18 protein-coding genes are annotated in these 25,355 nt (G+C 57.0%); 12 read left to right on the forward strand and 6 right to left on the reverse strand.

The annotated features are described in order from the left end of the window. Positions 1 to 3: 3 nt before the first annotated feature. A complete protein-coding gene (locus tag IE099_RS04495) occupies positions 4 to 1,266 on the reverse strand; it encodes a valine--pyruvate transaminase (protein ID WP_189567723.1) in 1,263 nt (420 codons plus the stop codon). A gap of 84 nt (positions 1,267 to 1,350) precedes the next feature. Between IE099_RS04495 and IE099_RS04500 the strand changes: the two genes are divergently transcribed. The 3 genes from IE099_RS04500 to IE099_RS04510 all read left to right on the forward strand — a co-directional run bounded on the left by IE099_RS04500 (position 1,351) and on the right by IE099_RS04510 (position 3,564). Continuing rightward, positions 1,351 to 1,845 carry a redoxin domain-containing protein gene (locus tag IE099_RS04500; protein ID WP_189567725.1) on the forward strand — a complete coding sequence of 165 codons (495 nt, stop codon included), beginning with the start codon at positions 1,351 to 1,353 and terminating at the stop codon, positions 1,843 to 1,845. A 259-nt stretch (positions 1,846 to 2,104) separates the two neighbouring features. Continuing rightward, entirely contained in the window at positions 2,105 to 2,566 is a 462-nt protein-coding gene (locus IE099_RS04505; RefSeq protein WP_189567727.1) for a DUF2383 domain-containing protein, read from the forward strand. Positions 2,567 to 2,670: 104 nt separating this feature from the next. Beyond that, positions 2,671 to 3,564 carry an SDR family oxidoreductase gene (locus tag IE099_RS04510; RefSeq protein ID WP_189567729.1) on the forward strand — a complete coding sequence of 298 codons (894 nt, stop codon included), beginning with the start codon at positions 2,671 to 2,673 and terminating at the stop codon, positions 3,562 to 3,564. A 64-nt stretch (positions 3,565 to 3,628) separates the two neighbouring features. On the opposite strand, the gene IE099_RS04515 is transcribed toward IE099_RS04510, so the two are convergent. Both IE099_RS04515 and IE099_RS04520 read right to left on the reverse strand, forming a co-directional pair. Then, entirely contained in the window at positions 3,629 to 5,125 is a 1,497-nt protein-coding gene (locus IE099_RS04515) for a GMC oxidoreductase (protein ID WP_189567731.1), read from the reverse strand. Further along, on the reverse strand, positions 5,122 to 5,790 hold the full coding sequence (locus IE099_RS04520) for a cyclase family protein (protein ID WP_189567733.1): 669 nt from the start codon (positions 5,788 to 5,790) through the stop codon (positions 5,122 to 5,124). The genes IE099_RS04515 and IE099_RS04520 overlap by 4 nt, the downstream gene beginning before the upstream one ends. Before the next feature lie 204 nt (positions 5,791 to 5,994). Here IE099_RS04520 and IE099_RS04525 point away from each other — a divergent pair, with 204 nt between their 5' ends. Both IE099_RS04525 and IE099_RS04530 read left to right on the forward strand, forming a co-directional pair. Next, complete coding sequence (locus tag IE099_RS04525; protein WP_189567735.1) at positions 5,995 to 7,158, forward strand: hypothetical protein; 1,164 nt, start codon at positions 5,995 to 5,997, stop codon at positions 7,156 to 7,158. Between the two features lie 93 nt (positions 7,159 to 7,251). Next, positions 7,252 to 9,840, forward strand: coding sequence for a PH domain-containing protein (locus IE099_RS04530; protein ID WP_189567738.1), 2,589 nt, complete (start codon positions 7,252 to 7,254; stop codon positions 9,838 to 9,840). A gap of 20 nt (positions 9,841 to 9,860) precedes the next feature. Here the strand turns inward: IE099_RS04530 and IE099_RS04535 are convergent, their stop codons facing one another. After that, complete coding sequence (locus IE099_RS04535) at positions 9,861 to 10,883, reverse strand: A/G-specific adenine glycosylase (RefSeq protein ID WP_194598367.1); 1,023 nt, start codon at positions 10,881 to 10,883, stop codon at positions 9,861 to 9,863. A gap of 178 nt (positions 10,884 to 11,061) precedes the next feature. On the opposite strand from IE099_RS04535, the gene IE099_RS04540 reads away from it, so the two are divergent. The 7 genes from IE099_RS04540 (at position 11,062) to IE099_RS04570 (ending at position 20,273) form a co-directional block, all read left to right on the forward strand. Then, positions 11,062 to 11,445, forward strand: coding sequence for an HU family DNA-binding protein (locus IE099_RS04540; RefSeq protein ID WP_229809385.1), 384 nt, complete (start codon positions 11,062 to 11,064; stop codon positions 11,443 to 11,445). A gap of 67 nt (positions 11,446 to 11,512) precedes the next feature. After that, positions 11,513 to 12,007: an SRPBCC family protein gene (locus IE099_RS04545; RefSeq protein ID WP_189567742.1), complete on the forward strand. Its 495-nt coding sequence runs from the start codon at positions 11,513 to 11,515 to the stop codon at positions 12,005 to 12,007. Positions 12,008 to 12,038: 31 nt separating this feature from the next. Then, entirely contained in the window at positions 12,039 to 12,551 is a 513-nt protein-coding gene (locus IE099_RS04550) for a septal ring lytic transglycosylase RlpA family protein (protein ID WP_189567744.1), read from the forward strand. 71 nt (positions 12,552 to 12,622) lie between these two features. Beyond that, positions 12,623 to 13,159, forward strand: coding sequence for a sigma-70 family RNA polymerase sigma factor (locus tag IE099_RS04555; RefSeq protein WP_189567746.1), 537 nt, complete (start codon positions 12,623 to 12,625; stop codon positions 13,157 to 13,159). Continuing rightward, the gene (locus tag IE099_RS04560; protein WP_189567748.1) at positions 13,152 to 14,471 is read left to right on the forward strand and encodes a FecR family protein; all 1,320 of its coding nucleotides are present in this window, start codon (positions 13,152 to 13,154) and stop codon (positions 14,469 to 14,471) included. Before IE099_RS04555 ends, IE099_RS04560 begins: the two co-directional genes overlap by 8 nt. Positions 14,472 to 14,477: 6 nt before the next feature. Further along, positions 14,478 to 18,905: an FG-GAP-like repeat-containing protein gene (locus tag IE099_RS04565; protein ID WP_189567750.1), complete on the forward strand. Its 4,428-nt coding sequence runs from the start codon at positions 14,478 to 14,480 to the stop codon at positions 18,903 to 18,905. Positions 18,906 to 18,911: 6 nt separating this feature from the next. Beyond that, positions 18,912 to 20,273 (forward strand): hypothetical protein, encoded by a 1,362-nt coding sequence (locus tag IE099_RS04570; protein ID WP_189567753.1) that lies wholly within the window; start codon positions 18,912 to 18,914, stop codon positions 20,271 to 20,273. 19 nt (positions 20,274 to 20,292) lie between these two features. Here the strand turns inward: IE099_RS04570 and IE099_RS20765 are convergent, their stop codons facing one another. After that, positions 20,293 to 22,629, reverse strand: a complete 2,337-nt coding sequence (locus IE099_RS20765; RefSeq protein ID WP_229809386.1) for a BNR-4 repeat-containing protein — start codon at positions 22,627 to 22,629, stop codon at positions 20,293 to 20,295. A gap of 79 nt (positions 22,630 to 22,708) precedes the next feature. Continuing rightward, entirely contained in the window at positions 22,709 to 25,321 is a 2,613-nt protein-coding gene (locus IE099_RS04580) for a hypothetical protein (protein ID WP_189567755.1), read from the reverse strand. Positions 25,322 to 25,355: the final 34 nt, after the last annotated feature.

Here is a 25,355-nt window from a genome sequence, read left to right on the forward strand (position 1 = left end):
GCTTCAAGATTGGTAAGCCCCGATGGCTTCCTCGGCGATGATACGCAGGCCTTCCTTCACGACCTCGGCATCCATGGTAAACGTCACCCGAATGCACTCCCGCCCATGGGGCCAGTCCTCTTCTTCGCCGAAGAAGAAGTATTCGCCAGGCACCACGAGAGCCCCGCGTTTCTTGCAACGCTCGTAAAGCTCTTTCGATGAAATCGGCAGGTCTTCGAACCAGAACCAGAGGAAGAGCGCGCCCTCGCTACGATGAACATAGTAGCTCATCTCCTCGGGGAAAAATTTCTCCACCCATGCGAGGGCCTGGCGGGACTTCTCCTGATAGAAGGGCTTCATCACCTCATTGGACAATCTCAGCAGCTCCCCATTTTCTAACAAAGGACTCACAATCGCTTGCCCCAAGTTGCCATTGGCCAGCCCGACGACGCCCGTCATCTCGGACAAGGCTCTTGCGATATCGGGATGGGCCACCACGATGCCGGTGCGGGTGCCGGGGAGGCCCAGCTTGGAAAGGCTCATCGTCACAATCAGGTCCTCATCCCAGACCGGGGTAGCCTCGCCGAAGATAATATTCGGGAAAGGCGCGCCGTAGGCATTATCGATGATGAGCGGGATTCCGTTCTCGCGAGCCAACTCGCGCAGGCGGGCAATCTCCTCATCTAACAGAAGGTTCCCTGAAGGATTGGTGGGACGGGAAACACAGATCGCCGCGATCTCCTCGTCGACCTCCAGAGCATCGAAGTCGATGGAATACTTGAACTCGTGCGGTCCGGTTTTCTCGATATGGGGACGGAACACTTTGAAGAGCTGCCCACCCACCGACTGATCACTGTAGCCAATGTATTCCGGCACCAGCGGCAGGAGAACCTTCTTCTGGCGACCGTCGGGCATCTTTCCCGCCAGGGAGTTGAAAAGGAAAAAGAAAGCGGTCTGCCCGCCTGCGGTGACGGCCACATTCTCGGGCCCCACCTGCCAGCCGAACTCGCGACGCAGCATGGCGGCGAGCGCGGTACGGAAAGGGAGACCTCCCGCCGGGGCTTCGTAACTACCGAGAACTTTGCGCAGCTCGCCCGCCTCATCCAACTCGCGCCAGCGTCGTTCCCAGACTGCCTCGACTTCCGGAATGTGGGCCGGCTGCCCGCCGCCGAGCATCTTGACATCTCCCCCGCTGGCCAAAGCCTCGCCGAGATTCGTCATCAACTCCGCAATTCCACTCCCCTGTCCCAAGCGGCGGCCGAACTCCGACCATTCCCAATTCGTCATGGACTTTTCATATCCCCTGCCTTCCCGCTTGGCAAACTCATCTCCCTGCCTAAAGTGCGGCTCCTAACCTCAACTAATACTACTATGGCACTTGCAACTGGAACTAAAGCCCCCGATTTCACCCTCGTCACCAAAGGTGCGGAAGGCCCTGAACTCTTCACTCTTTCCGAGCACATCGGGAAGTCCAACATCGTCCTTCTCTTCGTGCCCATGGCCTTCACCGGAGGCTGCACAACCGAGTTCTGCTCCGTCACCAACGAGCTCGACGAATACACCCAGCTCGACGCCACCGTGATCGGCATCTCCGGCGACAACCCTTTCGCGCAAGCGGAGTGGGCCGAGAAGGAAGGCATCAAGCTGACCCTCCTCTCAGACTACGAGCACAAGACTACTGCGGCCTACGACGTGGCTTACGAAAGCTTCCTCCCCGACGCCAACCTCATCATGGGTGGCGTGCCGAAGCGCTCGGCCTTCGTCATCGATAAAGAAGGCGTTATCCAGTATTCCGAAGCCCAGGAGCATCCCAAGGACATGCCTGACTTCGACAAAATCAAGGAGACCCTCAAAGGTCTGGCTTAATTTTTCGCCAAAGATTTTTTCCAAAGAGGGCGAGCGGGTGACTGTTCGCCCTTTTTCGTGCCATGCTCTCTCTTTCGGAGAAACCATAAACCTTCGTTCAGCCATGATTCAATTTGCAAACCCGCCTACTCGTTCTGCATGACGCCGCCGGTTGGATTCGGTAAGGCACGATTCCTTCGTCCGCCTCTTTCCCCTGAAGGTCAGCAACTTAGAACCCTACCCGAACCGGTGGCATATCCTATGCGCAAGAGAAGGTGCTATGAATACAAACACTACCGCACCAAACGAAGTTGTTAAGGAATGTATCGACACTTGCAACAGCCTCCTCCGCGGAGAGCTCTCTGCAGTCGAGACCTATCAGAAGGCCATTGATAAATTTGACGACGACGTGTTCGTCACTCAACTCAAGGACTTGCAACGGTCCCACATGGATAGTGTGTCCGAGCTTCGCAAACACGTCATCGAAATGAACGGTAATCCCGAGAGCGACTCAGGAGCGTGGGGGAACTTTGCCAACGGTGTGCAATCTGCAGCGAACTTTTTCGGCGACAACGCTGCTCTTTCCTCCCTCGAGGCCGGAGAGGCCTATGGTCAGAAAGACTACGAAAACGCGCTGGAGAAGGACATCATGCCGGAGGCCCGGGCGCTGATCCAGACCACCCTGCTCCCCCGCTGCCGCCGTAACCAAGAGATTTTGGACGCCCTCGAAGAGGCGGCCTAATCTTGCCACTGCATTCCAAGGGGCCCGGATAGTGACGATCGAAACTAACCGGGCCCTTCGTCTTTTCATTCAAACAAAACCTAACATTTAAACTGACAAAACACATGATAGCTCAACCAGAACTCAAAGATCCCAAGGACTTGCATCCCAAGCCCGACTTTCCTCGTCAACCCCAAGAACGACCCGGACTCGCCCAAGACATGACCCCGACCCCCGACCACGGGGAAGAAAGCTACAAAGGCTACGGTCGGCTGAAAGGTCGCAAGGCCCTCGTCACAGGTGGCGACTCTGGCATCGGACGCGCCGCGGTTATTGCCTTCGCCCGGGAGGGTGCCGACGTGGCATTCAACTACCTCGAAAGTGAGTCCGAGGATGCCAAACAAGTGGTGAAGCTCATTGAGGATGCAGGTCGAAAGGCGGTCGCTCTCCCCGGTGATATTGCTGATGAGGAATTTTGTAAGAAGCTTGTCGCCGATGCTCATGAGGCTCTTGGTGGACTCGATATTCTGGTCAACAACGCCGGCCGCCAGACTTTTCAAAAGACCATTGACGAACTGACCACCGAGCAGTTTGACAACACTTTCAAAGTCAATGTCTACGCCCCTTTCTGGATCTCGAAGGCAGCGATTCCACTGATGCCCCCGGGTTCCACCATTATCAACACAGCTTCCAGCCAGTCCTTCAGCCCCTCCGCAATGCTACTCGACTATGCGCAAACCAAGGCCTGTAACGTGACTTTCACCAAGGCTTTGGCCCAGCAGGTGATGGACAAGGGTATCCGAGTAAACGCGGTCGCTCCAGGCCCCTTCTGGACCGCACTGCAATCGTCGGGGGGACAGCCCCAGGACAACGTGACCGAATTTGGCTCCTCCACCTTGTTCGACAGGCCGGGCCAGCCAGTGGAGATTGCTCCCATCTACGTTCTCCTCGCTTCTCAGGACTCCAGCTACATGACAGGTGAAGTCGTGGGAGCTACTGGTGGCAAGACCCCTTACTAAAGATTCTTCCAACTCCCAAAATGCGATCTGTGAAAGCTCGAGTGAGCTTTTCAGTCCGCTTTTTTTATTGGTTTGCAAGTTGTGCTCCAACGCGCAGGGCATTCGCCACGATGGTAAGAGTCGGATTCAGAGCCGAACTGGAGGGAAAGAAGCTACCGTCCAGAACCCACAGGTTCTCGAGGTCATGAGTCCGACAGTTCCGGTCAAGCACACTATTCACGGGATCGTCGCCAAATCGAAGCGTCCCGCATTGGTGGGTGCACCACGCCAAAGGCATCATCCGGGAGCGGTACCGGCGCAGGGTCAAGCTTCCCTCAGGCAGGCCGCGGAGCTTCTCACCAAACTCGCGCACTAACTTTTCATGCAAAGACTTGTTCGTGAGGACCCGATGCAAGCGAAGACCGTCTTTCCCATCGAGCAGAACCCGGTTCTCCGCCTTCGGAAGGTCCTCGGTCATGAAAAAAAATTCCAACCCCTGTTTCGCCAACCCCTCGGGACCGAACTCAACATCGCGAGTCCACTCTTCCAGTTCATACTGGGTCGCATCCCACTTCCCCTGCGTCTGAATCGAACCGGCCAAACACCCGCCTCTGTCAGGTTGATACCAGTGGTTCGTCCCAAAGGTTTTCGCAAAATCGGAAGTCATCGTTTCCTCAAAGGTGGCCACCGCCGTGGAGCAAAGGTGAGCCATGTAATTGCGGCCCACCTGTCCCGACGAGTTGGCGAAGTGGCCATCATCCTCGGATTGGAGAAAAAGGCGCGCACTCTGGATTGCACCCGCGCTGCAGATATAATTTTGCGCACGTAGAATTTCTTTTCTTCCTTCCCGCTCGACTTCCAAGCCCACTACCCGTCGACCATCGCGAAGGAACCTCAGCGCCTTCGTTCTGGTCTGCAACTCAAAGCTCCCTTTTCGTAAGCTCTCCAATGCCACCGCCTCGGGATCAGCTTTGGAAAGGGATGGATCAGGATAGGCATCGAAGTGCGCCAAATCTGTCTTCCACCCCTCGCTTTCGCCTTCCGGGTCAACCCCCAGAGGCAGAGGAAAGGTCGAGACACCCACTGCACCCAAACCTTCACGCAACAAAGCAATGTCCCGCTCGTCACCTATCGCCGGATAGGGGTAGGCCCGATCCGTGGGCTCGCTGTCGTCAGCTGCGCGCTCGCCATGGACTCGATAGAGCTTTTCAGCCTCGTCATAGTAGCTCGCATAGTCTTCGTAGGCCAGAGGCCAGGCGGGGCTCAAGCCGTCGGGGTATTCCAGTTCCTCGAAATCCGCCTTTCGGAAGCGAAAGTGAGCGGATCCGTAGAGCTTCGCATTGCCACCCACGTGAAAGTGCATCCATGGCTGAAAGGTTTCCCCTTCCTGATCCCTCCAGCGCTCCTGAGTCCGATAACGAGTCTCGCCGTAGACCTCACGGGAATCGCGATTCTCTTTTTCCTTTGGTAGAAAATCTCCCTGCTCGATCATCAAGACCTGTCGCCCGGCCGCAACCAATTTGAGCGCCGCAGAAGTCCCTCCAGGGCCGCTCCCGATTACGAGAAACTCAATCTCTTTCATCGTTCCACCTTTCTCCCAATTACCCGAGCCAAACCGGCATCCCCGCCCTCCAGACGAATCGGCAAACAGGCCACCTCGTAGGCGCCCGGCTCCGCTTCCCCCAGCAAGAGTCCCTCCACGCACCACATCCCGGCCCCGAGAAACGTATGATGAACCTCCACCACATTGCCACCGAACCCACCGACCGAAAGATAATCAAGCCCCACCAACTCCACCCCCGAATCAGCCAATAGTCGCGCCGCGTCCACCGAGAAGTGCACCGCGCTCTCATCGAACTTCTCGCGATACCAGGGTCTTCGCGAATTGGCGGTTTTGAAAAAGACCCTTCGCGCCAAACCCTCATTGGTCGCCTTTCTCAACTGGGGTGCAATTTCCCGGGCTTTGATTTGCTTCGGATCGGCTACCTCGATAATCAGACAATGCCCGACCATCAAATCCAGCGGCATCTCATCAATGGCGAGCCCCCCTTGGATGAAGTGATTGAGCCCGTCGATGTGAGTCCCCGTATGAGTTCCCGTAGCCAGGCGCGAGACATTCGCATCGTCCCCGTGTTCGAGACACTGCTTGCGTTCGTGGCTAAATTCGGGGTTGTCCGGCCAGACCGGCAAGCGGTCGCTGAGTGGCGCCGTAAAGTCGAGCCATGGGGAGTCGTGAGTGAGCTTCATCGAAGATCCCCTTCGCATGCCACATACCACCGCCACCAGGATCCCGCTCGCAACCAACCGACAACGAGACCGCCCCCCAACTGTTCCCCACATATTCCGGTAACCGTGCAATGAACAAGATCGTCCCATGCAAGAATCCCGAATAACCCGGGTACAGGGGGACTCTCGGCTTGCCTCTCTTTCCTCAGAAGCAATGCTAACAAGATGAGAAAATTCCTCGTTGCCCTTTTGGTCATGGCCCTCCCCCTCCAAGCCTGCCTGTGGGACCGCGACACGATTCGGGAGGAACTTGCGGGAAATATGGGTGCGGTGAAGACCATTGTCGGGTGGTTCAACCGCTATCCGCCCCTCTATTATGAAATGCGATTGCAGCGGGTGACGGAGGAACTGTTGGAGAATCCGGGGAAAGCATCTCTCTACGATGATGCCGCAGTGGCTTGTGACCGTCGGGGGAATCCCACCGAAGCCATCGCCTGGATGGCGAAGAAGGAACAGTTCGCCGAAGAGGAAAAGGTGGCCGAGGGAGAACCTGGCACCAGATACAAGACCCTCGCCAACCTCGGAACCTTCCACGCCCATCGATGGATCCAAGAAACCAAGGCGGGAAAGAATCCGGACCGAGCCGATTTGGAAATAGCCATCGAACTTGTGCGCCAAGCCATCGAAGAAAACCCCGCCGCCCATTTCAATCGCGAGAAGTATCAACTACTGCTGTTAGAATGGTTGAATGGAGAAAAGAACATTTTCAGCGAGCTCCAGCAAAAAGCAGCTCCCCGGATTCAACTCAACCAAGAGGGAAGGGACTTGACAGATTTAGACCAGGGTCTCCTGGGACTCATCCGATTGGGCGCCGCGTGGGAAAGCCCCGATGTATTCTACTTTCTGCAAAATACCTACGCGTGTAAACAGATGGAACACCCCCGCCTATTAGCCAACCTGCGAGTTGCCGAGTTGGTCGCTGGAGGTGGGACCTTTCTTTCGCCGGACACCAAACCGCTGTTTACCGACCCGGCAGAAGCTCTCCCCCCCTTTAACACCAGGCTCGAAAACTGGCGCATCCCAGCTACTTTGGAGTATTATGAGAAGGCTCGAGTTGCGGTTGAAGAGAGAGATACCCAGCTCAGTTCCTTTCTGGAAGGGCGCCTCGCAAGCGGTCGCCATCCGGATACAGACCCTGACTTTTGGAAAGGATGGGCCGAGCCGGAATTCCCCGAACTCCCCGAGGATCCGCTTTTTGAGGAATTTCGATCTCTCAACGGATTCGCCTCGCTGCTACTCGTCGCTATCGGTTTGCTCCTTTGCGCTCTCCTCGCAATTCTAGTTTACCGCCTGACCAAACTGACCAAACGAAAAAACCGGGTTGTCTAAAGGACGCGCCGCTTTCCGACGCGAAAGAACGTTCCACCAAAAAGATATTTTCCCGATTCTCAGGACTTCCAAAATACTTTAGAATTCCCAAGCATGTCAACGGAAGCCCAAACGGCTGTCTGGTTCTATGTGGATAGCCAGCGCGAAAAGCAAGGACCCTACACGGTTCTGGAATTTAAAGAGCTTGCCGATCAGGGCGTTATCCTCGCAGACACCTTGATCTGGAGCAATGGGTATGAGGCATGGGTCCCGGCCCGTCAATTAGCTGGCCTAATCCCCGAACAAACATCTTCACCCAAAGAGACCGCTCCCGAGCCAACTCCCGAGCCCTCGCCAGCTAACGAACCCGAGCCATTGCCAGACGAATCACACAAGCCCCGCTGGGGTTCATTCGTTTTTCCCCGGCTGATTGTCGGTTTCGCGCTTTCCCTCATCCCCTCCCTCATCGCCGTGATTGCCTGCTTGGCCCTCCAGCAACCGCCATTGATTGGAGCGGCAGTCTTTCTCCTCTTTGCCATCCTGACTGTTTTCGCTGCCCTCGTGTGCTATCGCAAGGAGCGCTACGAGCTCACCGACACCACCGTCCTTCGGCACTGTGGCGGACTCATGAGTGACCAGACCACTGAGGTGGAAATTTGCAACATCACCCATGTCTCCATGAAGCGCCCATGGCTACGACACAAGCTCTTCGGAATTGGAACCATTGAAATCGAGTCGGCGGGGACTTCCAAGCCAGTCGCTCTGAAAGCCATTTGTGACCCTGCGGGAGTCTATGAACGCCTGACCGTGCGAATGCAACGGAACGGCTATCAGTTGAAAAAGAAAGAACTCCTCCACGAAGAACGCCCAGCGATTCGAGGTATCCTAGTTCATTCTTTCCAAATGGTGATGGGCACAATCCTGGCTTTGATCTTCGGTAGTTCGACGCTGGCCAGCCTTCACCAGCAACTGACGGAAACCGGCTTGGCGTGGATTTCGCCCATCGCTATCGGCCTCTTTGCAGTGGTGGCTCTGGCGTTCTTTCTCGTCTATTTTCTCGATATGCGGAGACGCACCTACCGCGTTTTCGACGATGCCGTGGTCTACGAGGAAGGTTTTCTCACGCGACGAAGCGCCTTCATCCCCTATGAAAACATTGCCGACGCCGCCACCAAACGAACCTTCCTCGATCAGGTCTTCAACATCTTTGATGTTCTCGTCAGCTGTCAGGGTAGTTCGACCGTGATCAAGTTTCGCGGGCTCAAGGAAGGAGTCCAGCTCTCGGACTTCATCGAACAGCTGGTCACCGAGGCCAATCAAAAGCCTTCCCCCGCCGAGCGCTTGGCTGCCCGGCGCTCGGACTTGGAGGAACCCGCCATCCCCAGCCGTCAGGAGCCGGACCTCGTTGCACCCGGCGAGGCCTGGATCGCCGACCTAGGCATGCACCCCACCCGCGTCTTCGTTCCCTTGCTCGTTCTGCTGCCCATCTTTCCCCTCTGGATTGTGGCGATGATTCAATGGGCAATCAAGATGACCTGCACCACCTACGAAGTCCGGGCGGGCTCAATCGGCCATTCCTACCGTTTTCTAACAAGTAGCGAACGCGAGTTCGCCTACGACAAGATTACGGGCCTCGTTATCAAGGAGAATCTCTGGGATCGACTCTTCGGCACCTTCACCCTGCGCTTCTGGTCCATCGGTTCGGGACAGTCTCTGGAGTTGGCCCATGTCCACCGTTCGCTGGTCGATCTGGATGCATTGCTTCGACAAATCGGAATTCCCAACGCCTCGGAACAATCCCGCCTCATTCCCTCTCGCTTCGGGGCCTTCGCCTGGATGCGGGCCCGGTTGTATCGCTTGAGCTTTTCGCTCTTGGCTACGATTGGTCTAGTAGTTGCCGCCGTCCTCACAGACGAAAGCCTGTTCTACCTCGCGGCAGGACTGTTCCCGCTTCTCGTGCTTGTCGGCTTTGCCTACGCTTGGACTTTTTACTCCAGGCAGCAGCTCATCTTTCAGGATCACCACATCGAAGCAGCACAGGGCATCATCGCTCGAAAGAGCTACTTCGTCCGCTACCGCAACGTGAAGCAGAACGTGGTGACCACCTACCCCGGCGGGACAGACGGGTCCTTGCAGATCTTCGTCGCAGGCGAACAGATGATCGGGCAACAGTCGGAGAAAAAGGGCCAACAGCAAATCCCTGTCCCCTGCTCCTTCACTCTAGGATTCCTCCCGGACGCGATGAAGCAAGGTCAGCTCCTCGATGATATTCTTGGGGGACGGGTCGAAGTGACCTCCGAGTGTGAACCCGCCGAACCCCTCGAACTGGTCACCGAGTCCACTCGGGGACTGGGCAATGCGGTCTTTTTCCTTTTCCTTTGGAGTCTGCTCCTTGTCCCCATGATTCTCCTCCTGCCCATCACCTTGCCCCTCACCATCCTAGCGACAAAAAGGTGGCGCTATCGGGTGGAAAGGGGTCGCATGGTGGCATCCTGGGGTCTGCTTTTCAAAAAGCGGGCGAGCATCTTGCTGGACCGGGTCGACAGTCTGGAACAACGGCAGGGCTTCCTGAACAAGATGTTCAAAAACGGCAACGTCAGCATCATGACCGCCGGCAGCAGCAAGCCCGACCTGGTGATGGTAGCCGCCAAATCCTACAAAAATCTCTATGATGAGATCCGCCAGCTCTCCCGCAAAGGTTAGCAGGGCGTAAATACACACGACTAGGACAACACCTCCTCCAATGCCCGGCGGACGGGCGACGCCATGGGAAGCTCGGTCACCTCCTTGAGCGGGACCCATCTCTCCTCTTTCCGCAGCTCTTGGCCCGCCGCTTCGAGCGCCCGATAGAGATGCAAGGTAACGCGATGTTTCGTAATCGCGTATTTACTTGTCCGCAGGAGTTCCAAGTCCGCGACCTCTTCCGCAGTCCGGAGAGGAAGACGGTAAAAGCCCTTTCGACGAGACCCTTCCTCCTTGGCCAAAAGAATTTTCCCGGCCTTGCGAACAACAAGAGCATGCTCCACGACTGCGATTGTCTTTACTTTTGCTTTCTTATTCGGAAGCCTATCTGGAACCCGAGTTATGCAAAACTCTGCAATCGGACAAACCATACAATTGGGGTTCTTTGGGCGGCAAAAAACTTGCCCAATTTCCATTAAAGCCGAGTTAAAGATACGGGGATTCACTTTATCTAACAGCTCCTCGGACCAATTCCAGAGAAGCGCCTTTCCCTGACTGGAATCCACCTCAGTCAGGTCGTCGAAAACCCGGGCCAGCACCCGGGCGATGTTCCCGTCCACGATGGGAGCCGGCTCGTTATACGCGAAGCTGGCGATGGCGCCGGCGGTGTAGGGTCCCACCCCGGGCAACGCCAACAAGTCAGGCACGGCACGAGGAAAAACTCCTCCCCAATCCTCCAAAACGGCTCGTGCGGTCTTCTGAAGATTCCTGACCCGATTGTAATAACCAAGTCCTTCCCACGCCTTCAAAAGCTGTTCTTCAGGCGCCACGGAAATCGTCGCAAGATCCGGAAATTCAGTAAGAAAGAGCTCAAAGCGTCGCCCCGCCCGTACCGCCGCAACTGTGGTCTGCTGCAGCATCACTTCCGAGACCAGGATAGCCCAGGGATCGGTCGTTTTTCTCCATGGATGGTCCTGCCCGTCGGCCTCGAACCACTCTCGCAAGCAAGCCCGAAACCGCTCCGCATTCTGAAGGGCGTTCGACAAGTATTCCGGTTTGAGCACAACCCAGTCTCGCCCTTCGGAGCCAGGGTTCAAGCAGAAGTCCGGCCAACTCTCGGAGAAGAAACCTCCGCAACGAAATCGACATGCTTTCTTCCTTGAAATTTAACATTCAGCGGCACAGAAGCTGCTCACTGAACGATTACCTCATTCCATTAGTGCAAGAAAAGTTAATCATTCATTGCAGATTTCTGAAAATGAGACAAATTCAGTAAAACCCTTTCAACATTACTCAACGTTTTCAACTATGCCTACCGTGACCAAACGCGATCTAGTCAATCGCATTAGTAATTTGACTGGCCTTACTCAGCAACAAGTCTTCGACGTGATTCAGAAGACCTTGGATGAGATCACCAACGATCTCGCCAAGGGTGATACCGTCGTCATGCGCAATTTCGGCACCTTCGAAGTGAAGGTGACCAAGGCCAAGGTGGGCCGCAATCCAAAGGACCCCAGCAAGGACGTCCCGATCCCACCTCGTGCGGTGGTGAAGTTCAAGCCCGGGAAAGAGATGAAGGAGCAGGTCGCACCCGTCCTGCCCATCGTGCAAGAGCGCGGCGAGTAGCTCCAGCCTGCAGCAAAAGCCTTTCTTTTCGATTGCCTCGGACCACAGGCACCGCTTTTCTGTCCCCTTGCCTCTCATCACTCAAACCACCCGAATCAAGGCCCCTGCAAAGCGGGTCTTTGATCTTTCGCGCAGCATCGAGCTTCACCTGCAAAGCGCGGGTGATACCAACGAGCGCGCTATTGGAGAAATCACCACCGGTCTGATGACCGAGGGGCAAGAGCTGACTTGGGAAGGCTCCCACCTGCGGTTCCGGCAATCGCTTACCGTAAAGATTACCGAGTTCCACCGCCCGGACAGCTTCACCGACGAGATGGTCAAGGGACCCTTCTCCCACATGAAGCACGTCCACCGCTTCGAGGAATCGGATGAAAAGGTCACTACGATGATCGACGAGTTCGACTACTCCACCCGCGGCGGCCTTCTCGGCTGGTTCATCGAGAACTCGTATCTAACAGCTCACCTGCGCCGCTTCCTGGCCGAGCGCAACAAGGTCATCAAGCGCGTGGCCGAATCAGAAGAGTGGCGAGAATTCCTGAAGGATGAACCGCTGGAAGATTGAGTGCCCACGGCATCGCGGGTAGCCTGCGGGGGTGAAAAAGCTGTTCTCCCCTCTTCTTTTCCTGCCACTCCTCGCTCTCCTGCTCACTTCCTGTGGCGGCGGAGACTACAAGGGCTACCAGACCCGCTCCTACACCATCCGGGGTCAGCACTACCAACCGCTCAGCGTGGAGCAGGCTCTCACCTACCGCGAACGCGGCATCGCCTCGTGGTATGACGAGTCCTCCTTCCTCGGGCTCAAACGCGGCAATACTTCCTTGGGCGAAAAGGTCATGCCGTGGCACATCTCCGCCGCCCACAAGACCCTCCCCCTGCCTTGCGTGGTCAAGGTCACGAACCTGAAGAACGGGAAAAGCCTGAAGATGCGGGTCAATGACCGGGGACCCTTCATCGCCGGACGCATCATCGACGTCACTCCCCGCGCCGCTCGCAAGCTCGGCTTCGCGGACCAGGGCCTCACCGATTGCGAGGTCGAAGTCATCTCGATCGGCGATGGCAAATACAAGCGCAAGGCCAAGCGAGGCTTCAGCTTGTGGCCATTCTAGGAGTTCTTTCGGAAAAAAATGAGATTCGCGGTTTACAAATCACTCTCTCAAGGTCGTTGCCTAGATGAGAGATGAATTCCGACCGCGACAGAGACAAATTGATCCCCATCGAACGGGGTGATCAGTTTACCCGCCACCTGGTGACCGCCCAGCCGCGGATCCGGGGCTTCATCTTTTCGCTGGTCGGCGACCAAACAGCCACCGACGACATCTTGCAAGAGGTCAGCACCGTCCTGTGGCGCAAGTTTGATCAATTCGAGCCCGGCACCAACTTCACCAGCTGGGCGCTCAGCATCGCCCGCTTCTCCGTCTTGGAATGGCGGCGGCAGCAGAAGCGGGTCCCGCTGCCCATCGAGGAAGAAACCCTCCACGCCCTCGCCGACGAAGCGGAAGCGTTCGCCCTCCCCCTCGCTGACATGAGAGAGCCGCTGCGACTCTGCCTGACCCAGCTCTCCCCCCGCCAGCAGCAGCTCATCACCGAGCGCTACCTGCGTGACGAGCCCGTGCAAAGCATCGCCACCCGCTGGCAGCGAACCCGCATGGCCATCTACAAGCTCCTCAACAAAACCCACCAGCAGCTCCTCCTCTGCCTTCGCACCCATGCCTGAACTCTCTCCAGACGACCGGCTCTTGGTCACGCGCTTCTTCGAGGAAGACCTTTCTTCCGAGGAAAGAGCTCTTTTGGTCTCCAAGCTCGAAGGCTCACCCGCGCTGCGCACCGCCTATTTGGAGGAAGCCGCCCTCATCAGCCTCCTGCAAGAACTCCCCGAAGAGACTCTCGACCAAGCGAAGCCCCAGCGCCACCACAAGAAGACTTGGCTCCCCGCCATTGGGATCGCCGCTGCCGCCGGGATTGCACTGGCTCTCTTTTTCCCAAAGAGCACCCCAGCACCCTCTTCCCAACAGGCTTCGATCCGAGCCTCGCACGGAGCACTTCTCATCAACGGGAAAGCGGCGAATCAAAATTCCATTGTCACCTCAGGGCAGACGGTGCAGCTAAACGGGGAACACTCGTCCGCCAACCTCACCTTCTCCGATGGCAGCCAGCTCCTCCTCACCGGTGACAGCAAGCTGACCCTGTTAGATAAAGGGCGCCGCGGGGTGGAGATGGAAAGCGGTGTCGTCCACGCCTCCATGAGCGACCATAGAACGGACTCCCCCTTCCTCGTGGTCACCCCCACTTCGCGACTGGAAGCTCCCGGCAGCCGCTTCGCGCTCGAGATGGCTTCAGACAAAACACGTTTCGTGGTGAGCGAGGGAAAGGTGAAACTCAAGGACCTCGCCCAGAGCAAGGTCCAGACCTTTGCCACCGGAGTCGAAGTTGAACGAAAGGGCGCGGGCCGCTTTGAGGTCTCCTCCAGTCAGCGCTCCCAATTTTCCTGGCAGTACGACTTCGAAGAACCTTCCCCGGAGGATTATCTCGGCACTCCCATCACCTCCGACCTGCCCGCTGGCTCACGCGGTGGCGCCCTCGCAACCGCGTCCTTTGTTGAGGGTATGGGTCGCTATTTCTATCAAATCGGATTCCGCGATTACCTCACCGGACTTTGCCAAATCACGGATGACAGCCATCTGGAGATGACCTTCCGCACGCGACAACCCTACTGGTTCAACACCTTCATCCACGCCATCGATCTGCGCGAGGGGGAGACGCTGGATGTGAAGATCTACAAGCTCGCGCCCGCTCAGCTCCGCAACAAAGGCTACGTCCGCGACCTGTGGAACCAGGCCACCATCCCCCTGTCCGCCTTCCGCGAACAGGGCGATGGCAGCTTCAACGGTCCTCCTCCCGAGGCGGGACTTCTCATCACCACTCTCTACGTCAGCTCGCCGGAACCCGAGCGCGACCTTCGCCTGGATGACATCGCTATTTTGCCCTCGGGCGAAGGCCGCATCGTCCTCGAACCCCTAACCCCATAAAACAACATGAATCCCCTCGCACCCGGGGTGGCAGCGGCTCTCCTTGTCGCTCCCCCCTGCCTTCTTGCCAATCCTCTCGACCGTGACGGAGACGGTTTTTCCGACATCTGGCAAAGCCAGTTTCAAGCGCCCACCCTCAATCCGACCGGTGATCCCGACGGCGACGGCTACCCCAATGCCGAAGAAGAAACAGCAGGCACCGACCCCTTCGATGCCAGCTCTTACCCCAACATCCGGGCCTTCATCTACGATCAATCTAGTAGCGAAGTTGCCTTCGAGGTCGATACCCTCAAGGGTAAGCAATACGGAATCATCGGCACTGAGGACCTCTCCTCCGCGGGCCCGTGGGACACCGTTCTCCCCTTCACAACTGCGGAAAACAACGCGACGACACTTTTCCCACCCGGCCCCATCCCCGTCCCCTATCCCAACCTGGGATTCTTTCGTCTTCAAATTCAGGACATCGACGAAGATGGCGACGGGCTCACCGCCTATGAGGAATGCCTCATCGGCACCTCTGACCAGACCCCCAACAGCTCACCGGACCCACGGGGAAATGACTGCGAGACAGCGGAAGACTGGCTGGAAACAAACACCCCCGGAGTCCATCCCCAAGGCGCGCAAGATAACCTCTCCGCCCTTTCCCTCGCCCACCTGCAAAGCGACACCATTGGGCAAACTTCCTATTCCCTGATGGTCACGGCCACGGGTTCGGACAGTTGGCACCAGCTCACTTCCTGGAATCTATCAGGTTCTAACAACTTCACTGAGATGCGCAGCACCCCACCCATTGCGGGGAAGCAGCCGGAGGTTCACGCCCTTCCCCACACCCATGCGCAAACCGGACAACCTCTCTTTCTCACCACCAACATCCGGCCCGATGGCGGTCTCTGGCTATCACTGCGCTCCATTGGCCTGAACGGAGAGTTCACCCACCATCACACCGTGGGATACGGTCCCCAGTTGGGGCTCACTGTTTTTCGATATGCCGTCTCCACCCGCCTCATCTACGACGCTGCGCAGAACCCCATTGTCCAGGTCGTCACCCCCGTGGCCGCAAGCAGCTCTTCTATCGACAGCGCCAACTCGACTTGGCGGGTCCTCGTGTGGCACATCGACCTCGCCAACCGCTCTCTAACAGGGACGGACGACTCCGGGATGCTGGATGGTCGCGTCACCCTCCGACGTGATGGTCTGCCGAGCAGCCTCACCGCAACCCATCTCGGCTTGGGCTCCTTTGTGTTCAACTATCCTTCCACCACTGTGGGACCTACCCCGAGTGACTATCACCTCGTCCATGGCTATGGACGGGTCGATCAAGCAGGCCGGTTCACCTACGAGCGCTCCACCCTCTTCCAGCGTTCGCTCGAGGGGGACGACCAATCGCGCGCCTTTCTAACAGGTTCCCGGCTCGCCACCACCTCGCTGGACTGGAATGGCTACCTGAATGCACGCTACGCGGAGGTCAACACCGCCCCTCCCGGCAGAGAGGAGAACCTGGAAGAAAAATTAGTCCTCACGGTCTATGAAAAGCGGTCTTTCTACGGCGGGGAACCCGAGGCACAGAATATCACCAATCAGCTGGGGGACCTTTCGCCGGACTTTCACGGCGTTCACCCTCCCGTCCCGACCTTGACGAATTCCGTCGTGGACCAGGGAGAGACCAACGATCTCTTCGGCTCGGTCATGGCCGCTGGCGACTTCAATGGCGATGGCACAAAGGACTTCGCAGTAGGCATTCCCTCCCGGGCTGTTAGTCGCGACAACAGTTCTTACGCGAACGCCGGTCAAGTCGCGGTCTACTTCAGCGGTGGAGCAGAACCTTTTTCATGGGAAGAACCCGACCAAACCTTTGACCAAGAAACCGAAAGCTTGCCTGGCGTGGCTGAAGAGAACGACCAATTTGGCAACGCTCTCGCAGGGGGCGACTTCAATGGCGATGGCTACGACGACCTCGCGATTGGGGTCTCGGGGGAAGAAAACTTTGCCGGCGCCAACTCGCAAAATTCTGGAGTGATTCAGATTCTTTATGGTTCGCCCTTCGGTCTTGTGCACCCTGGTAATCAGGTCATTTCGCAGGAGTCTCTTGGGCAGAGCTCTGCCACCGATGACTTCTTCGGCTACACTTTAGCCAGCGGCGACCTCAATGGAGACGGCTACGCCGACCTTGCCATTGGATGCCCCTATCGCGATGTCGATGGCGTGGTTAATGCGGGGGTCGTCTACCGCGCCTGGGGCACGGAGAACGGGCTCAACACCAGTGCAAATTCTCTCATTCATCAGGGTCTTTCCAGCTATCCCGAAGCCCTCGGTGCGCACGACCTCTTTGGACATTCTCTTGCGGTGGGAGACTTCAATGGTGGCTCGCCCGACGACCTCGCCATCGGGGTTCCTTTCGAAGATGCGGGCTCCCTCGCCGACACCGGGGGGGTGCAAATCGTCTATGGCGAAAACAGCTACACCGGCGACCCGGGGCCGTTCCTGACCCAATCCGGCTACTCTACAGGCGGCGATATTCCCGGGGCCAGGGAGGCGGGAGACCGCTTTGGTTGGGCTCTTGCGGCGGGCGACTTTACCGGTGACGGGCGGGCCGACCTCGCGATTGGAGTTCCCAATGAAGCGGTTGGCAGCATCACCAACGCGGGGGCGGTGAACATTGTCTACGGCAGCCCCTCGGGTCTGGGCACGGGCAACGCCCTCTTGATTGGAGAGGATACAGCTAACCCGGTTGGACCCGATTTGCCCGGCGAGGCCGAAAGCGGTGATCGCTTTGGCTATGCTCTCGCCGCCGGTGACATCGACGACGACGGCTACGCCAACCTCGTGATCGGGATTCCCTATGAAGGTGCTTCGGCGGGAGAAAACAAGGGCGCGCTGCTGGTGGTCGATGGAAGCTCCTCGGGAATTCTCACCACGACTCCTGGCACCTACCGTTTGGATGAGACCACCGACGATAGCAGCATTCTGTTAGGAAGCGCTCTTCTGTTGGCCGACCTCGATGGAGACGGAAAGGAAGACATCCTCGCGGGAGCGCCCAGCTTGGACCTGGACGAAGACACCGCAAACTCGGGAAGTATTCGCATCTACTCCAATGCCGGTTCTTTCAAACTCCAGCACACGCGCCGCGAAGAGGTGCGCGCCCTTCTGCTCGATATCGACAAGGAAGCCAGCACTGGAACCGGACGACTTTATTCCGAGAATCTCAACGCGGGTCTTCCCCACGTTCACATTGCCTCCTGCACCAAGGTGATGACGCTTCTGCTCGCAGTCGACGCCATCAATGAGGGCTTGGTCGATCTGGATGACCCGGTGGAATTCTCGGAGAGGGCTGGAACGACTGGGGGATCGAAACTCGACTATTGGATTTTTGACTCGGCTTCCGAAAGCCATTCCGAACCCTACCCCTCGGAGTGGGACACCATTCGTTTCCTCAAGGATGACGAGGGAGAAACGATTCCCTTCTTTCTGCCGGGCGACGAGTTTTCTCTCGAGATGCTGCTTCACGCCATGATGATGGAATCGTGCAACCGCGCTTCGGTCGCGATTGCCGAGTTCATTTCGCAAGCTCGATTCGGACATCCCAACGGCTTCATTGATTTGATGGATGACCGCGGCGACGGCTTGGGAATGGCTTCTACCGTTTGGGGTCACCCGGCAGGAGGCTGCGTCACCAATGCCGACGAGATGATTCTCATGATGCTGGAAGGCTGGAAGGACCCACTCTTTCGCCGCATCATGGGGGCGGAAACTTTCGGCTTCGGAAGCCAACTCCCCCACCTCACTGGAACCGACGACAACGGCCTCACCAAATCTAACAACCCTTTCCAAAAGATCACCACCATCGGCCTCTATCCCGGTCGGGAAATCTGGAAAGGAGGGAACGGATACCTTTGGTGGAATTCAGGAGATCACCCGGAAGGTCGCTACCGTCCCCGCGTTTCCAGATGCACCAGCTCCGCTCTGGGCATCGTGTCTCGTCTCGGCGTCCCGCTTGCCATTGCCTTGCAACAAACAGGAAGCCGACCCGGTGATTGCTTGCGGCTCTTTTCCTACGGGTTTCAAAAGACCTTCACTCCCGACTGGCGTGGGGAAGCGGAGTGGCCGACGACCTCCGGTGGGGTGACAGGGACTCAAGCCAATCCCGTGCTGACCTCCTCCGTTCCCCTTTCCGACAGCCGCATGGTGACTGCCATCATCGATGACTCACGGTCGCTCAAGCTCGTCCATTGGAACATCGACGCCAATAGCGGAACCCTCTCCGCCAACGGCGCTACCGAAAAACAGTTCTCCCTTCTTGGTGCCCCTGCGACTTTGCCCGATTCTCCCATCGAGCTTCTCGATATTCCCTCCACCCGTGCTCGCAAGGACCTGCTTTCTCTTGAGTTGATTGATGGGCACATCGAACTCAAGCTCTGGAGAATCGCCGAGAACTAAGCTGCCATGAAAACCCTCCCCCTTCTCATTTTCGCTACTAGCGCCTGCGCCGACGACCTCGCGCCCCTGAGTGACGAGTTCAACAACGCCTCCACCTGGCAAAACTGGTCCGACTTGGCAGAAGTCGAAGGCTGGCAAGCCCCCTCCTACGAGACCGCCGATATCAACACCAGCGAGGCAGGTCGCTTTCACATCGTTCCCGCGAGCAACACTTGGTTCGGCCATTTGCGGGGATTGCTTTTCTTCAAGGAAGTCACCGGCGACTTTGTCGTCACCACCCGCCTCCGGGTCCTGAGTCGGCACAATACGGAGGACCCAAACGAGATCCCCAACCGCAGTTTTTCTCTCACCGGCATCCTTGTCCACGGGCCCCGCGACATCACGCAAGCCGCACCAGTTCCCTACACCACGGATGCGGTCTGGCCGCCACAGGACTTTGGCAGTGACTATGAGGCAAACAGCGAGAACTACATCTTCCTCAGCTACGGTACCGCGGGCAATCCCGGCACCCGCCAGTTCGAGATCAAGGCAACCCGCAACAGCAACTCACGTCTCTATTATGATGATACCGGCATCGACCAAAATCAAACCGAGGCTTGGCTCCAGATGGTTCGGGTAGGCGACACCATCGTTTGCCTGCGCAAGCACTCGGAAGACGGCGAGTGGATTGTGGAGAATCGCTACCCCAATCCCGATCATCCCTTCCCCGACTTTGGCCCCACTTTGCAAGTAGGCCTCACCGCTTACACCGACTGGCCCACTGCGGCCCCTTTCAACGCGGCCGGATTGGAGGCTTGCTATCACTTCAACTACGCCCCGCCCGCCAGCAGCACCCGTGACCTCATCTCGCAAGTCGACTACTTCCGCTTTGCGCGGCCGAACCCCGCCCTCACCGAAGCTCACTTGCAGGGCATGAGCACTAGCTACGATCCTTCTAGTAATTCAACGGCCAATCCCCCCATCCTGCTCAACGCCTCGCCCACCGCCCAAGACTATCTTGGCGAGACCGCGAACACGCCCTTCGACTTCAGCGCCGACAATGATGGCGACGGCTTCCCCGACAGTCTCGAAGTCGCATTGGGCAGCGACGCCAGCAATGCCTCTTCCCTACCGCTCATCACCTGCGAGGTGGTGGAAGAAAGCTTCCACTACTCTTTCCCTACTCTCACCTCTGGCCTAGAACTGGAAGTGCAGACCTCACATGACCTAGTCACTTGGCACACAATCGCAAGTCGGCCCGGCAACTCCATTCTCTGGACCACCGAGCCGTCTCATTCCGTGCTACTTAACGAAGAGACTCAACGCTTATCCGCCATCATTCCGATGGACGAACAGGTTCAGTTCGTTCGTCTGGCAGGCATCTTCTAAGAGCAGACCACCCTTTTGCTCAAAGCTTCTCTTTCACTCGAAAGAACCCCCGCGGGCTTTCCTGAAGCAAGGCGGGAAGGACGAACTGGAAGGAAGACTCGGCCCCTTGTGAAAAGACGTCACTGGCACAGGTAATTGGAAAATCCTGCAAGTCCGTCGAGCCGATGATGTCGTAGGATTTTCCGGGGCTGGAATGCCAGTGCAGTTGCACCTGCTCGTCTTCTTTCAACTCGATATTCTCCACCTTGAGCTCGTTTTGCAGCAGCGCCATGACCTCGGTATCGAAGTTCGTATAGGTCGAGTATGTGCCATGGAACCACACGAGGGCCTTATCGTAGCCATGCCCCTCGGGAACGATGGGACGGAGATTGTCTTTCGACGAGCCCACCGTGATCTGCTCCCACGTGAACGTCTCGCCGCCATCCTGAGTGACTCCGCGGAAGATTTCGTAGCGGTTGCCTGCTCGCAGAGGAACATCATTGATATCATCCAGATTGAAAGGGTTCGCCGCGTTGGAGGAGAAGTAGATCACATTGGGTTGTTCGGGATCGATAGTCATGCCCCCGCCGTAATCATCCTCATTGGAATAGAGCGGCCGACCGGCGTGGGCGACGAACTTTTTCTTCCACTCACTGCCATCCCAGCGAGCGTAATAGTAGTAGATCCGGTCGTTGTCCCATCCCGTGCCAGTGACGTTGTCGCTCTGGACCTGGAAAACGCAAACCGGATTGCCATCCTTTTCATATGCAACATCCCAGCACCATGCCCGGCCGGAAGGAATCCAGTCATCGGGTCCATCGTTGGCCGTCCAAGGCGCGGCGGAGTATTGATACACCACGCTCCCCTTTTCGCCCGCATCATGGTCCAATGGCAGATCGGGGAAGGACTTGATCAAGCCTCCGTCGGTTCTCCTGATTCTCCCCTCCTGATAGAACAGGTGGTAAAGCGAATTGGCGACGTCGCGCGGATGTCCATCGGTGTAGATCAGGTCGATGCGGTTCTTGTGGTTGGACACGAAGCGGGTGTAGGGACGAACTCCACCCGTTCCCGTATCGATGAAGTGAAGCGGGGTGCTCCAGCTCGCGCCATTGTCCGTCGAGATACTGAGAGTGGGGTTGAAGTTGATGCAGCGGTGGAAGTTGTAGATGGCATTGTCTTCCTCGGCCAAGCGATAGGTATTCGCGTAGGTATTGCTGGCGGGAGTCGACACGACCACTTCCGGTCCCCAGTCAGCCGCAGTGGTGGGCAAGGGAACCAAAGAAGTCCGGGTGTAGTATTGCGAGCCTGCGATGTGCTTCGAGTAGACCGCGAGCAGCTTGCCATCGGGTAGAACCGTGAGGGAAGGATTGTTGTGATCGTCCTGCTGACGGGATGCCGCAGTGCTGATGATCACCTCATCACTTTGATGGGTCTCCGGGTTGTATCGGGTGATGCCATAGCGTCCATCTCCCTTCACGTATCCCGCGAAGAGAGAGCCCTGATGCATGATGGCCCGTTCGTCGTTGAACCAAGTCCACGCCCCGTTGCTATTGATCGAGTGAGCCCCTCCCGGCCCTGGGGGAACCGATGCAGCTAAAAGAGGGTCCGATCCCGCTGAGACCTCCGCGCCGTCGGAGTAGCTATCGCCATCGGTATCGACGCGGGCAGGATCGGTTCCCGCCGTCTCTTCATCACCATTGCTCAGGCCATCGCCATCAAGGTCGCCTGCAGGGTCCAGATCTTTCACCGCCAGATAGCCAACACCATCATACCAAGTCCTTTGATTTACTGTTGTCTCTGTTGGTAGATCGTCGATGTAAACCGAGAGCTTGCCGTCTTGCCCTGCCGCTGCCGTTCCCAGTCCCGCCGCCAGGAGAACCCGTCCGCCTTCGGCAAAGATGGTTGGCGCAACCGCGAAGTCCTGAGTGCTTGCGACCAGAGCCGACTCCGTGCTTTCACCGAAAGACCCCGCCGAATCAGCCGCAGAGAACAAAGCGTTGCTCCCGGGATTGGAACTGAATCCTCCACGGATATTCCAGTCCTCCTGAAGACTTCCCGGGTCCCAAAAGTAGAGAAAGACGATGTAGTCTTCACCCGCATCCAATCCGGAGATCGTAGTGCGCAGTTCCGGGGCATCCTCAGGAATCGCCCCTCCCTCGCCACTGGACTCGAAGATGGTTCCCCCTGAGCCGAAGGTGCTTCGTTGCTCCCAGTCATTGTCTTGCCCGGTCGTTCCATTTTGTGGAGGGCTGAAGAGGTTTCCGACGGAAAGAGTGGTATTGCCGCCGCTGCCAGCGGTGGCATCTAGATAGGTGATTTGCCCCTGGAGTGGGGCGAGTGCTGATAAAAGAAGTAATGGGATTCGCATTGAGATCATTGAGAAAGATTAAAAAACGCGGGCCCGGGTGTTTGCCAGTCTAGCAAACACTGAACCCGCGAATGAAGGGAAGGAAGCGTTATTGAGCTTCCTCGATACGGAAGAAGTCCTTGCTCTCCGCTAGTGAAGCAGCGGGAATGGTGAAGGTGTCGACATTGTCGTAAGTCGCGCTCGTCACTTCGGCAAAGTCGGCAACGAGGTCATCGGAAGATGTTACCACGTATCCGCTCCCACCGGGGGTAAAGGTCAGGAGAAGATTACCGGAGCCATCGAAGCTCACGCTGGTGATTTCCGGAGTGACCAAACCTACCGGAGTTGGTTTGTCCATTACTGGCTTGTCCGTTGGCTCGAGGTCTGTTGGGTCAATCGCATTGTCCGGATCGATGTAAACATTGTCGAAATACAAGGGAGTATTGTCAGGAGCATTCTCGATTATCATGAAGGTGCTCAGGACATCAGTGGTCCCATTGCGGAAGCTGAAAGGAGCGGCCGCATTGGTGTCCGGAGTGAGGTCCACTACGCCGGTTTGGCCATCCAAGGATTCAACGTAGACCTTGACGGTATCGGTCGCATTGTTGGCAACCATCCAGAGATTGAACCAACGCCCCACGGGATGGGAGGGAGTATCAAACAATCCCCCACCATCCCGGACAGTCAAAAGGTTGGTGGCCCCTCTCATTGCAACCTGTAGCTCAAATAGTCCAAAGTCTGCTCCAGGTGCATAAACGTCGCTCAAGCCCACGCTATGGTCGACTCCTCCAGTTGGAATATAAACCTGCATGAAGATCGTGCCGCTCTTATCCGCCATCACTTGCAAGCCTTGAGCACTCAAGGATTTGTAGAAATGAGTGAAATTATTGGGAATGCCCGCAGGATGATTGAGCACCCCAATTCGGTCCCCTCCCGCGATAGGCTCGTCAACTACCGTTGCAGCTGCCTCAACCCCATTGCTCCAACCATTGCGACCGGAGAATGTTTCTCCGATGACCATCTCGGCGCCTTCAAAGTTTTCCAAAAGCACCCAGCCCGCGGGCTGCTGAGGGAACTCAGCACCATTCACTGGACTTGTGCCCGCTTCGAGTTCGAACTTGTCACTGAAGCCATCTATGTCTGAGTCTGCAAGGTTGGGGTCGGTGATGTAAGGAAGTCCTGCAATCGTCCCATTGTCGGGGTCCTCATCTCCGTCGAGAATTCCATCACCATCGGTGTCGGGATTGACCGGACTGGTCCCGGTGAAATCCATACCACCCCATGAACCAATGCTGTCTTCTACCGGATCCAAGTATCCATCGCCATCGGTATCCTCAAGGTCGGCCCGAGTTTGGGGAGTCGCAATGAACTCATCATAGTTGTCGAGGCCGTCATTGTCATTGTCCACGCCGAGGTCCCCATCGGAAATATCGTTGGGGTCAAGGGCCGCACCCGGCGTATTGTTGGCCAACTCGTAACCGTCGGTCATCAAGTCGCCGTCACTATCAGCTGCATTCGGGTTCGTCGACTCGTTGGAGTTCTGTGTATTCAGCGCTCCGGAGACTTCATTCCCATCGTTCACGCCATCGGCGTCACTATCCACAACCAGCGGATTGGTCGGACCGTAACCATGGTTCACGAGCGCGTTACTCGTTCCATCAAGCTCGGGTCCATCATTTAGACCGTCGCCATCAGAATCCGGATTATTGGGATCAGTTAGTGCCGTCTCCTCCCGCTCATTGGAAAGCTCATCGCCATCGGGGTCATCCCCTCCACTCTGAAGCGCAAGTTCTTCGGAAGTGAAAATTCCATCATTGTTGCCGAAGTATTGGTCCTCCCACAGATCGCGCAAACCATCCTCATCGGAGTCCTCGGATGGAGCGACTAACAATAATCCATCCGCAGTGGTGAAGCGCCAAGTGGAGGTTGGGTCCCACCAGATACCAGCTGCTGTTTCCGTCCAGCCACTTACAGTAAAAGTAGCTCCAAACACCGCTCCGGGAGCCAGAGTCCAAGAGTCCCCCAAAGTCGAAGACGCTCCGCTGACGTCGATGACGAAATCACCGTTCACCGTCGTGACGCCCGTCCCCGTGATGCTGTTGCTGACTCCCGGCGCTCCCACCACGAAGTTGAAAACCGCGTTGTCGATGAGCGTGGTCTCACCATTGTTGACCAGATTTCCGGTAAAAGTATTGAGGGGCGACTCGATCAAGAGAGCCCTCCCCGCAGCATCCCTCCCCGGGTTGGTGATCGTTGCCGAGCCCTCGATGGGCGAGAGTATGCGAATCACTCCCTGCTTGGCGTAGATCAGGGAATCAGACGCAATTGTCAGATTACCATCCAAAATCATCACATCGGCTGAACCGCTAATGTGATCAATGCTCCCCCCGTCCAAGATCAGATCGTCTACCGTCAGAATGGCGGTATTGCCTGTTCCTTTATAAGAAAGACCAATGACCTCTGCCGGAGCGCCTCCGTCGGAGATCGTCAGACTGTCTCCCGCGAAGGTGTAGCTATTCCCATCCGGGGGAGTACGCAACCGGTGACCGGCAGCCACCGTATAATCATTGCCAGCGGCCGGGGCTAGCCCGCCCGTCCAGATGCCAGCACTCGCGAAAGAGGAGGTTCCGCCCCCATCGGAGCCGTTACTAACAATAGGTGCAGCTAAGGACGACGAGACTGCGAGTCCGTAGACTCCTAAAAAACAAATTGGTGTTTTCATAATTTTAAAATCGGAAAGAGGCAGGGAAATACCC

It is taken from the genome of Roseibacillus persicicus, from assembly GCF_014651675.1.
In the GTDB taxonomy this organism is placed as follows: domain Bacteria; phylum Verrucomicrobiota; class Verrucomicrobiia; order Verrucomicrobiales; family Akkermansiaceae; genus Roseibacillus; species Roseibacillus persicicus.